Source organism: Acinetobacter sp. PK01 (genome assembly GCF_022819285.1).
GTDB lineage: Bacteria > Pseudomonadota > Gammaproteobacteria > Pseudomonadales > Moraxellaceae > Acinetobacter > Acinetobacter tandoii.
Genome location: NZ_CP094643.1, coordinates 3,338,972 through 3,351,273 on the forward strand (window position 1 = coordinate 3,338,972; position 12,302 = coordinate 3,351,273).

Sequence of the window (12,302 nt, forward strand, 5' to 3'; positions counted from 1 at the left end):
CGGTCTTTTTTATTGAATTTATAATTTAGTAATCAAAACTAAAGTGTTCCGCTGCTAATGAGGTCATGGTGCGTGAAGGATTCACCATCGCTTCAGCATGACCTTGTGTACGTGGTAGCAAACGTTCAAAGTAGAAGTCTGCGACTTTAATTTTAGCTTTATAGAATTCTGGAGTTTCTTGGCCTTCACCCGCTGCAAGTTTAGCAGAAGCTACTGCCGCTTGTTGCGCCCAGAAATAAGCCATCATCACATAGCCCGAGAACATGAGGAAGTCTACAGATGCACTTGATACGATATCGCGGTCTTTACGTGCTGCAAGCATAATACGCACAGTTAAAGCATTCCACTGTGCGCAAAGCTTGGTTAAATCCCACGCAAAACGGCGCATGTATTTATTTCGTGCATGTTGACCACAGAATTTTAAAATTTCAGCCGTATAGTCACGAATCACTTTACCTTTAGAGGTCAGTAAAACTTTACGACCAATCAAGTCCAGTGCCTGAACACCTGTAGTTCCTTCGTATAGGGTTGAAATACGTGCATCTCGTGCAATTTGTTCCATCCCCCATTCTTTAATATAACCGTGACCACCATAAACTTGCATACCATGATTGGCTGCTTCTAAGCCTAATTCTGTTAGAAAGCCTTTTAAAATTGGGGTGTAAAAACCTAAATGATCATCGGCTGCTTCAAACGCGGCTGTATCGCCCAGTGTTAATGCATCGGCCATTTTGTCGGCAATTTGTGCAGCATGATAAATCATGGCACGGCCACCTTCAGCAATCGCTTTTTGAGTCAACAACATACGACGCACATCGGCATGGTGAATAATCGCATCCGCGACTTTTTCAGGGTCTTTTTTACCTGAAAGGGCACGCATTGACATACGTTCTTTGGCATAAGGTAACGCGCCTTGGAAAGACAGTTCAGCATGTGCAATACCTTGAATCGCGGTCCCAATACGTGCAGTATTCATAAAGGTGAACATGGCATGTAAGCCTTTGTTCGGTTCACCGATTAAATAACCTACAGCATTGTCAAAGTTTAAGACTGCTGTTGCAGAAGCTCGAATCCCCATCTTATGTTCAATTGAACCACACGTTACAGGGTTGCGTTCACCGAGGCTGCCATCCTCATTCACCAAAAATTTAGGTACAATGAACAGAGAAATACCTTTGGTGCCAGCAGGTGCATCTGGAAGGCGGGCGAGAACGATGTGAATGATATTTTCAGTTAAATCTTGTTCACCCGCAGAGATGAAAATTTTGGTGCCTGAAATATTATAGGTACCATCGCTATTTGGCTCTGCTTTGGTTTTGACTTGGCCTAAGTCTGTACCACATTGTGGCTCTGTTAAACACATGGTACCTGACCATGTCCCTGCAACCAAATTTGGCATATACAGATTTTTTTGTTCATCTGTACCAAACTGTAAAATGGTGTTCATACAGCCAATACTTAAACCAGGGTACATCTGGAATGACCAGTTTGCCGTCCCCATCATTTCCGATTTAATCAAGTTTAAAGATTGTGGTAAGTTTTGACCGCCAAATTCCTCAGGGAAAGATAAACCTTGCCAACCACCTTGGACAAATTGGTCATAGGCTTCTTTAAAACCTTTTGGCGTTTTCACTTCACCATTGTCAAAATGACAGCCTTCTTCATCGCCAGATTGATTAATTGGCGAAAGTACGTTTTCACAAAAATCCGCTGCACCTTCTAGAATCATGTCTACAGTGTCAGCATCAGCGAGTTCGCCGTTGGATAAAGTTTTGTAATGTGCTGGGTAGTCAAACACTTCATTCATTAAAAAACGAATGTCGTGTAGGGGAGCTTTATATGCTGGCATGATATTAATCCTAATTTAGAAATAGTTTTGGATTATCCGAATCGATAATTTGATTATTCACATTAGTTATAAAAATACATTGATAGTGTAGCCCAATAAAAATGTCAGAAAGGCTAATTAAAGTAAAAAATGTTATCAAAATATTGTATTTTTTTGCTACAGTATCTGCGGTCTTTTGATCATTTAATCAATTTTTTTGATGTCTTAAAGTATAAATAAATAAGGGGTTTAAAAAAACCTATGCGTTTAAAATATTTAAGTTGCTGTCTTTTAAGTTTGAGCATAGTCGGTTGCTCTCAGCATGTCATAAAATCCAATTCGAATACATCTAATTCGACCAATACCTCTTTGGAACAACAAGCGGTTACTGGCGTCAATGCGATGTATGAATATCCGAGTTACGATTATCGCGGTAACATGGGTTTCCAGTTTGATACCAGTAAAGGCAAAGTTGCCAATACCCAAACAACTTCTAATTCGACGCAGAATTTAGACCCCGCCATTCAAAAGCAGTTAGATCAGTACTTAAAACAACAAAAGTTGTCGTTGAGTAAACAAGAGAAGCAGGCCTTGTATGAGGCGATTCTTGCAGAGCAAAGCCCGTATTTTTACGGTCAAGGTTCGGATTCATCCTCTGCCCGCATTGCTGCAGGTCTGATGAATTTTATGAATGATTTAAAAATTAGCTATGATGGTTCGGTACATTATCGAGACAAAATGGCATCTTTAAATCTGGTGGCCAAGTATCAAAAACCAACGCTATTGGTTGAAGCGAAGCTCCCAATGGTGGTGGATTTTCAAAACTATAAGTTCTATGCCAATTATTTTGCGTTCATGCCTTACTTGGTCAATAAAGACAGTCAGGCATCTTATGCATATTTAGATTTTTCTAAATATAAACAAGATCTTGATCGTGTAAATGTGCCTAAACTGGTCGATTACCTGAAACAGATGAATGCTTTGCCTTATGTATTGGCTGATACTAAACAATTGCAGCGTATGCATGTTTCAGCATCAGAAAAACAACAGGGCATCAGCAATAAAATCCGCTATCAAGGTGATTTGGGCAATTTAATGCTGCAAATGAGTCTGTTTGAGCAGATTAATAAACCATACCTTACTCAGCGAGTCATGGGCGTGGTTGAAACTGATACCGTTAGTGAAGATGCTTCAATTGTAGCAGAAGAGGCCGCAAAAGCTGCAGACGCAGCGGTTGCAGCAAGCAGTGAATCAGTGAGTGCACAAGCCTATGCATCTTCAGAGCGTGTAGCAACCTTAATTAATAATCGTTTGGATGAGTTGTTATATCCAGAGCAAGAATCAACTGATGCATCTGAACATACAGAAGAGGTTGCCGAAGCGCAGGAAGAAACTGTTGAAGATGAAGTAGCAGAAGATGTTGCTACGGGTGCAGTTGCTGCAGCATCATCAAGTCAACTTTTATCGGAACAGGCATGCGAAGCGTTGTTGGGTAGTAAAAAGCATCTCGCAATTGGTGATGTGACTTACTGTCAAGATATCTATGGCATCAAGTTGCTACAAACAGCGCAAGGTAAAGCGAAATCAACCGCTTCTGCTCTGGAGCAAAAAGTGTTGGCGATGCAAGAGGTACAACAAATTTTTGAACCTTATGTTAGCGATCAATTAACCGATGTGCAGGCGTTTAAAGCGCTTTGGATTAAGCATCAACCTGAAATTCAGGCTGCTTTAGCGGAAAGTGGACAGGCTATGCCAGTCACTATAGATGTGGCGTTGGATAATCAAGGTCGTGCAGTAGATTTGGCATATCAATTACAATTTGCTGATGAGACCATTGGGAACTTCGGTATCAATCTAGATATGCAAGTCTCGAATTATGGACATGGTACACCGATTGATAAAAAAGCATTACGCGATGCCAAATCGGTTGAGGATGTCACCAAAGGCTCAATGCTAGAAAATGTAGTGACAGGCTTTACCAAATCGTTAGGTATGTCTGGAACTGGTGTAGATGGACAGCAGGGAGAACGGTTGAGCTTTGATCAGCAGTTGTCGGACTTGGCAGAAAAAACTTTTGCAAACACAGGTTCTTATATTAAGACTTACCAATCGGTCTTCGTCTTGATGCTGTCTGCAAACCGCCCTGAAATAGTGAAGCATTTTAGCAATAGCGAATTAAATGAAATTGCAGAAGTCTATGCTTACCGTTTCAATGACCGTTTAGAAGAGCCGAAAGGCAAAGCTTTAACTCGTTTGAATAGCCTGAAAGCAAAGCACAAATTACTAGATCCAGATCAGTTTGATGAGTTGGGTTATAGCGCTGCGCGTATTGTCCAAGACGCTTCGGAAGGTGCGAAAGAATATCAGGCATGGAATAAGCGGATTCAACAATTCAAAACCCCACAAGCGGTATTTGCAGATTATTATATTGAATTGTTTAAGGATGACTATGAGCTCAATGCTGAGCAAACCAAAACTTTAAAAAGTGCGGCAGCCGTACTGGGTCAAGCATTTGCAGATGATCGTAAGGATAAACTTTCCGAGCAATCTATTGCCAAGTTAAACAAAGACCACGATGGTTTTATGGATTATGATCTGTATGAAAAAGCGTATGTCGCTGTGGTTAAGCATTTGAAATAAAGTCATGTATTCAAAAAAGCCAACCTAAGTCGGTTGGCTTTTTTATTTTCTCAAGGGTGTTCTTGAGTGATTAAAGGAAATCTTTTAATTCAGGTTTCACCCCATTCCAAATGGAAAATGCTTCTATAGCTTGCCCAACTAACATGCCAAACCCTTCAGAACTTGGGATACCGCGTGCTTTGGCTTGGTCAAGAAAACTAGAGGGTTTACCGTAAGCCATTTCGTAAGCATGGTGAAAAATCAATTGCTCTGGAAGGGTTAAGGCTTCACCACTCAAACTGGCAGAAGTGGCATTAATCACCAGATCAAATTCTCCAGTTAAGGTAGTGAGTGCTGTCGCACTGAGTTCAGCTTGCGGCACATGCTGTTGTAAATCTGTCACCAGTTGTTCCGCACGAGATAGCGTACGGTTGGCGATCACGATGTGTTTCGCGCCTGCTTGTACCAAAGGATAAATCACACCACGTGTTGCCCCACCTGCACCTAAAATTAAGATGCGGCTTTGCGTGAGTGACCAACCCAAAGCATGGATCGCATCGACCAGACCTTGACCATCGGTATTGTCGCCATGAAGTATGCCATCTTGCATCCATAGCGTATTGACGGCTTTGGCAATCTTGGCTCGTTCGGTCAGTACCTGACATTGCGCAAAGGCTTGCTCTTTAAATGGAACAGTGACATTCATACCACAGCCACCTTGAGCGAAAAAATCTTGCACACTGGCTTCAAAGCCATCTAGAGGGGCTAAGCGTTTGCTGTAGCGGAGGTCGATGCCTGTTTTTGCTGCAAAGGCATGATGAAGTTCAGGTGAACGAGACTGTTCAATCGGGTTGCCGATGACAGCGAATTGTTTGCTCATCGCACAAAATCCATGTGAGAAATGCCGTTCAATATACGGCAAATTGCACTCAGGCTAAAGCGCTAACCTATTTTTTCTGGGGTGGAAATCAAGTGCTTATGGATTACAAATATTGTGAATTGTATCAAAGATGAGTTTTGCAGTGGTCAGAGCTAAGCCAATCGCAGCAAGTACGGCAATACTGATCGAAGCATTATCATTGAATGCACTTTCAGAAAAAATAGTCGTACTAATTGAACTCAGGAAGACAATAGCAAAGCAGGAAAAAACCATGATGGTTGAACTAACTCTTTTTGTGAACATGTTAGAGACCTCAGATGACAGCACAGAACGATACGAGATTTTCATGTCATTAAAATGAATATATTAAAAATACCTTCTTTTAGTTTATGTATTTTTAAACCGTAAAGAGCGGGAATGCTGTTTTAAAGCGGTGACAGTATTTTTGATAAATGCAAAGAATAGACATTTTTGTAGAAGACATTCTACGGGGAGTTTGTGGGGAAATATACCAATCTAAGCTATAAGTCGCCCTTATCTGGTTAAAAAGGGCGTACTTAAGGTTTCAAAATTGTAAGTGCGTGTGTCTATTTGAGTAGATTGAGCCAATCTTGAGGTTTTAAATAATAATCCGTGAGTTTTTTCTCGGCAGAGTCTGCTTCCCATTCAGGGCGATATGACCAACCGGCTAAATTAGGCAAACTGACCAAAATCGATTCAATTCGTCCGCCTGTTTGTAACCCAAATAATGTGCCACGGTCATAAACCAGATTGTATTCGACATAACGACCACGACGGTAAAGCTGGAATTCACGTTGTGCTTCAGTATAAGGTTTATCTTGATTTTTTTGGAAAATTGGCAAGATCGCGTTTAGGTAACCATTGCCCACGGCTTGAATGTAGTTAAAACAGGTTTCAAAGTCCCATTGATTTAAATCATCAAAGAACAAACCACCAACCCCTCGTTGTTCATCACGATGTTTTAAATAGAAATAGTCATCACACCATTGCTTATACTCGGCATAGACGCCATCTCCAAATGGAGCACATAAGTCATACGCGGTTTGATGCCAAGACAGTACATCTTCATCATTAGGATAAAATGGGGTGAGGTCAAAACCACCCCCAAACCACCAGATTGGGTCTTGTCCTTCAGGCTCCGCTACAAATAACCGTACATTGGCATGTGAAGTCGGCACATTCGGATTTTTAGGATGAATCACTAAAGACACCCCCATGGCTTGGGCTTTTGCACCTGCAATTGAAGGATGACGTTCAGTGGCAGAAGCAGGCAGTTTGGAAATGTTGATGTGTGAGAACATCACACCACCTTTTTCAATCACTGTACCATTTTGTAATACGCGTGAACGTCCGCCACCGCCTTCAGGGCGTTGCCAATCATCAATGATAAATTCAGCAGTTCCACCGCCAGCACGTTCTTGTTGTTCTAAGCTAGCACAAATACGGGCTTGTAAATCGAGAAGAAAGTCACGAACACGTTGAATATCTGTGGACGTTGGATGTTGCATCTCAACCCTCTAAAAAATAATAAAAGTTGCCCTAACATGTAACATAAAATCATAAAAAAATTAAGGTTTTTTCTTATTTGGATAAATAAGTTGGTTGGTTTGAATTACAGTATCTATCTGATCTCATAGAAATTATCCCGACTAAAAGGCTAGGTTGAATTCTGAATTTAAGCTCCGCACAATAGAGGAAACACGCCTGTTGTATCAGGCAGAGATTCTGATGAGGCATCCATGACTCAAGCCAATTCCCTTATTCAAAAGTACAATGTTGCAGGTCCACGCTATACCAGTTATCCAACTGTGCCGTATTGGGAAGAGCAAGATTTTAGTTTGGTGCAGTGGAAGCAAAGCCTAAAGCGAGCATTTGATGAATCGAATGCCCGAGAAGGCATTAGTTTGTATATCCATCTGCCGTTTTGTGAAAGCCTATGTACCTTTTGTGGCTGCCACAAACGCGTCACCAAAAAGCATGAGATGGAACAGCCTTACATTCAAGCAGTGTTAAAAGAGTGGGACTTGTACTGTCAGTTGTTGGTCGAAAAACCCATTATCAAAGAAATTCATTTGGGCGGTGGCACACCGACTTTCTTTTCGGCCGAACATTTAACTCAACTTATCCAAGGCATTTTGTCGCAAGCGGAAATCTCGGACGAATATGAATTTAGTTTTGAAGGGCATCCGAACAATACCACGCGTGAACATCTGCAAGCCCTATATGACCTTGGTTTCCGCCGTGTCAGCTACGGAGTGCAGGATTATAATGAAAAAGTACAAAAAGCCATTCATCGCATTCAACCCTTTGCGCATGTACAACAAGTGACGGGCTGGGCGCGAGACATTGGTTATACCTCTATCTCGCATGATTTGGTGTTTGGCCTGCCTTTCCAAGATTTAACCGATGTTTTACATACCATTGATCAAACCAATCTGTTACGTCCAGACCGTTTGGCATTTTATAGTTATGCGCATGTGCCTTGGATTAAAGGCAATGGACAACGTGGTTTTAAAGATCAGGATGTCCCCAAAGACGAATTAAAACGCCAGCTCTATGAAGAGGGTAAGAAAAAACTGCTGGCACAGGGTTATTATGAAATTGGCATGGACCATTTTGCTTTGTCACACGACAAAATGTATCAAGCCTTTCAGCACGCAAATTTACATCGTAATTTTATGGGGTATTCCTCATCCAAAACTCAGGTCATGATTGGTTTGGGGCTTTCGTCCATCAGTGATAGTTTGTACAGCTTTGCGCAAAATGAAAAAACTTTAGAAGATTATTATGCGCGTCTAGAGCAAAATGAAATACCTGTCTATCGTGGCCATATTTTAAGCGATGAAGATTTGGTCATTCGGCAACATATTCTGAATTTAATGTGTACCTTTACGACGTCATGGAAGGACAAAGCTCAGCGATTTCCAGAATTACCACAGGTGTTACAACAACTAGAAGAAATGCAAAAAGATGGCTTGTTAACGATTGAAGCAGATCATATTCAAATTACTGAGCAGGGCAAACCTTTTGTGCGAAATATTTGTATGGCATTCGATTTGCGTTTAAGTCGAAAAATGCCGAATAACCGTATTTTCTCGATGACGATTTAGCTGACTTAAATGCTGTTATTGATTGAAAAATGTGCAAATAAATCAGGCGAGGATGACTTAAAAGTCATCCTTTTTATACATATGTGCCATGCGTTCATGTTTGGTTTTTAAATAATCTTCATTGAACGGATTTAAACCCACCGTTAATGGTACACGGTCAATTACATTAATGCCAAGATCGGTTAATGCTTTAATCTTTAATGGATTATTGGTAACCAAGCGAACTTCTTTGATATTGAGATGATCCAACATAATACTACACATATCATAGCGACGTGCATCGGCAGGCAAATTCAGCATGAGGTTGGCATCAACGGTATCATGTCCTTGATCTTGCAGGGCATAGGCACGAATTTTATTGGTAAGACCAATGCCACGACCTTCCTGACGCAAGTAGAGAATGACGCCTTGTCCGACTTCATTAATGAGTTTCTGGGTGGCTTGTAATTGCGGGCCACAGTCACATTTTAATGAGGCAAAAGCATCGCCAGTCAAACATTCCGAGTGAATGCGAACCAATACTGGACCCGTTGGTGGTGTATCGAGTCCTTTAGAGAGCGCAACATGTTCTTCACCCGTTTTCGGGTCTTGAAAGACCGTAATTTTAAATTCACCAAAAGCAGTGGGAAGGCGAGACGTTGCGACAAATTCTATAGGCACTGTTTAACCCGTTAAATAGTTTATAAATTGACTAAAGTATAGCGTAATGCTTGGACATTAGTAGAATAGTCACATTGAAAATGTATGCAAGATTTTCTTTTTTGTAGAAAGCGAACGATAATAGTTGATAAATAGCTATATTATTCAGGATAATCTACGCACCAAAAAACGCCAATTGAGTTTTGTACTCAAGTACGCATCGCCAGAAATGTGGCTGATTGAAGGTGATATCATCCCACGATGATCAAGTAACCCATTTACCTAGCTTAGGATTTGCCAGGCTTTAGAAGGCTTTGCCACATATGTTGTATACAGAAATACCAACTCAACGCCCTGTAACACCGTTGCTGGATACGATCGATCATCCACAACAACTACGTTTGCTCGCGCGTGATCAACTACCACAAGTGGCGGATGAGTTACGTCAATTTATTTTGTATGCAGCTGGACAAAGCGGCGGACATTTTGGCGCGAACTTGGGGGTCATTGAGTTAACAGTTGCCTTGCATTACTGTTTTAATACGCCAGATGATCGCCTCATTTGGGATGTGGGTCATCAGGCTTATCCACATAAAGCCTTAACAGGTCGTCGTGAGTTATTAACCACCATTCGTGCTAAAGATGGTCTAGCAGCATTCCCTGCGCGAGATGAATCGATTTTTGATACTTTTGGGGTTGGCCACTCATCTACTGCAATTTCAGCGGGGCTGGGAATGGCATTAGCGCGTCGCTACCAACAAAATCCTTGTGATGTGGTCGCGATTGTAGGTGATGGTGCTATGACTGCGGGCATGGCGTTTGAAGCCATGAATGATGCCGTGGCACATAACGCTGACTTGATGGTGGTACTCAACGACAACGATATGTCGATTTCATGCAGTACGGGTGGTTTTGCCAAGCATTTGGCAGCAATTTGGGAAAGTGGTCAGTCAGTACATATTTCAGAACAAGGCGAAGCTTACGTACAACCACATCCAAAATGGTCATATAACTCACGCTTACATCAATCCGCAACAGAAGCTGCTGACAATCTGTTTAAAGCGATTGGTTTTGATTATTTTGGACCCTTTGATGGCCATAATGTCAAAGAGTTGACGCAAGTTTTTGAAGCTTTGAAAAAACGCAGTGGACCACGCTTAATTCACGTTTATACCAAAAAAGGCAAAGGCTTTGCGCCTGCTGAAGCAGAACAAATTAAATACCACGCCATTAGCAAAATAAATGCCAAGGCGGCACCGCAAACAGCGCCTAAATATTCAGATGTATTTGGTCAGTGGTTATGTGATCAAGCAGCACAAGATACACGTTTATTAGCGATTACGCCTGCCATGTGCGAAGGCTCAGGTATGGTCAAGTTTGCGCAGCAATATCCAGAGCGTTTCTTTGACGTGGCGATTGCAGAACAACATGCAGTGACACTGGCTGCTGGAATGGCGTGTGAAGGCTTAAAACCTGTGGTCGCCATCTATTCCACCTTCTTGCAGCGTGGTTATGATCAGTTGATCCATGACGTAGCATTGCAAAATCTGGATGTGACGTTTGGTATTGATCGTGCAGGTTTGGTCGGTGAAGACGGCCCAACGCATGCAGGAGCGTATGACTATGCCTTCATGCGAACTGTGCCGAATATGGTCATCATGGCACCGAAAGACGAAAATGAATGTCGTCAGATGTTGCATACTGCATATTTATATCCAGGACCAGCAGCGGTACGTTATCCGCGTGGTAATGGCCTTGGTGTGGAAATACAGCAGCACATGACTGAACTAGAAATAGGGCGTGCTGAAATCATCTTGCAATTGAACGAAACTGCCGATGAACAGATCAGCATTCTGGCTTTTGGTAGTCGTGTTGCGGCATCTGTAGAGGCTGCACGTAGTCTGGCACAGCAACTGGATGTTGGCGTGCGTGTGGTCAATATGCGTTTTGTGAAACCTTTAGATGAACAGATATTGTCGCGCTTAGCCGATCAAACTCAATTGTTTGTCACCGTAGAAGAACATGCAGTAATGGCGGGTGCGGGTAGTGCAGTGAATGAATATTTGGCACAAGCACAAATTGTTAAGCCGATGCTGAATTTAGGTTTGGCTGACAACTTTATGCATCAGGCAACACACAATCAAATGTTGCAACAAGCAGGTCTAGATGCACAAGGCATTGTTAAATCAATAGAATCAGCATGGTTAAAGCTTGTACAAAGTATAGGCTAATCAAAAACTAAATTTTCGAAACATTTTTTCCCTAAAAGCGCTTATATTTGTTAAGATATAGGGGCTTTTATGCATTATTCTTTAATCAATATCTTCAAATTTGTAGTGGGTGTTCAATGGAACCTATGGTGGTGATGGCTGCGCGTGCGGCTCAAACAGTCGGTCAAGAGCTTTTAAAAGCGCATCAAAATCGTCATAAACTTGATCTACAAGTCGAAGAAAAAGGAATTGATGGGCCTGTAACGCGTGTAGACCGTTATTTGGAACAATTGACCATCGATACGCTACGTAAAAGCTATAAAAACCACAGTTTCCTTGGTGAAGAGTTTGGTTATCAAGAAGGTAAAGGTCACGACGCAGATTGGTGTTGGATCATTGACCCACTTGATGGCACTTTAAACTTCATTAATGGTGTTCCTCATTTCTGTATCTCTATTGCAGTTCAACATAAAGGCATTACTCAACACGGTGTAATTTACGACCCTGTGAAAGATGAGTTGTTCTCTGCGAGTCGTGGTCGTGGTGCCATGATGAATCAACGCCGTATTCGTGTAAATGTGAAAGACAGCCTTGAAAATACATTCATGTCTGTAGGACATGCTTACCGCGCAAAACGTAATGGTGAAGTGATTTCTTATGCAAAGAATCATTTTGCTTCATTGTTAAATGTAACTGAAGCTGGTGCGCAATATCGTCGTACAGGTTCAGCAGCATTAGATTTGGCGTATGTAGCAGCGGGTCGTTTCGATGCTTATTTTGAACTCGGTCTAAAGCCTTGGGACATCGCAGCAGGCGAATTGATTGTGAAAGAAGCGGGCGGCACTGTGGTTGATGCACGTGGCGGTAGCGACTCTATGGAAAATGGTCAAGTACTTGCATGTTCAATGAAAATGTTAAAGCCATTAATGCAGGCAGTCGTGCCAGCGTGGGGCGAAGCAGCAAAGTAATTGAATGATTACCTGATCAAGTGACGA

General features: G+C 41.9%; 9 protein-coding genes. 4 read left to right on the plus strand and 5 right to left on the minus strand.

Annotated features, from left to right (window positions below; all coding sequences use genetic code 11):
- Window positions 1-25: 25 nt before the first annotated feature.
- Entirely contained in the window at window positions 26-1,849 is a 1,824-nt protein-coding gene (locus MP622_RS15750; protein WP_016168640.1) for an acyl-CoA dehydrogenase C-terminal domain-containing protein, read from the minus strand.
- Window positions 1,850-2,089: 240 nt separating this feature from the next.
- On the opposite strand from MP622_RS15750, the gene MP622_RS15755 reads away from it, so the two are divergent.
- Window positions 2,090-4,468 (plus strand): hypothetical protein, encoded by a 2,379-nt coding sequence (locus MP622_RS15755; protein WP_243791750.1) that lies wholly within the window; start codon window positions 2,090-2,092, stop codon window positions 4,466-4,468.
- A 70-nt stretch (window positions 4,469-4,538) separates the two neighbouring features.
- On the opposite strand, the gene aroE is transcribed toward MP622_RS15755, so the two are convergent.
- From aroE to hemF, 3 genes are all read right to left on the minus strand, one after another.
- The gene (gene aroE, locus MP622_RS15760; RefSeq protein WP_243791752.1) at window positions 4,539-5,327 is read right to left on the minus strand and encodes a shikimate dehydrogenase; all 789 of its coding nucleotides are present in this window, start codon (window positions 5,325-5,327) and stop codon (window positions 4,539-4,541) included.
- A 96-nt stretch (window positions 5,328-5,423) separates the two neighbouring features.
- On the minus strand, window positions 5,424-5,630 hold the full coding sequence (locus MP622_RS15765; RefSeq protein ID WP_016168637.1) for a hypothetical protein: 207 nt from the start codon (window positions 5,628-5,630) through the stop codon (window positions 5,424-5,426).
- Window positions 5,631-5,914: 284 nt separating this feature from the next.
- A complete protein-coding gene (gene hemF / locus MP622_RS15770) occupies window positions 5,915-6,856 on the minus strand; it encodes an oxygen-dependent coproporphyrinogen oxidase (protein WP_243791754.1) in 942 nt (313 codons plus the stop codon).
- 231 nt (window positions 6,857-7,087) lie between these two features.
- Between hemF and hemN the strand changes: the two genes are divergently transcribed.
- Complete coding sequence (gene hemN / locus MP622_RS15775) at window positions 7,088-8,458, plus strand: oxygen-independent coproporphyrinogen III oxidase (protein WP_016168635.1); 1,371 nt, start codon at window positions 7,088-7,090, stop codon at window positions 8,456-8,458.
- Window positions 8,459-8,515: 57 nt separating this feature from the next.
- On the opposite strand, the gene ribA is transcribed toward hemN, so the two are convergent.
- Window positions 8,516-9,118: a GTP cyclohydrolase II gene (ribA, locus tag MP622_RS15780; RefSeq protein ID WP_016168634.1), complete on the minus strand. Its 603-nt coding sequence runs from the start codon at window positions 9,116-9,118 to the stop codon at window positions 8,516-8,518.
- A gap of 302 nt (window positions 9,119-9,420) precedes the next feature.
- Between ribA and dxs the strand changes: the two genes are divergently transcribed.
- Together dxs and MP622_RS15790 are read left to right on the plus strand one after the other, a co-directional pair.
- Window positions 9,421-11,328 (plus strand): 1-deoxy-D-xylulose-5-phosphate synthase, encoded by a 1,908-nt coding sequence (gene dxs, locus MP622_RS15785; protein WP_243791756.1) that lies wholly within the window; start codon window positions 9,421-9,423, stop codon window positions 11,326-11,328.
- Window positions 11,329-11,444: 116 nt separating this feature from the next.
- Window positions 11,445-12,275 carry an inositol monophosphatase family protein gene (locus MP622_RS15790; RefSeq protein WP_016168632.1) on the plus strand — a complete coding sequence of 277 codons (831 nt, stop codon included), beginning with the start codon at window positions 11,445-11,447 and terminating at the stop codon, window positions 12,273-12,275.
- Window positions 12,276-12,302 lie beyond the last annotated feature (27 nt).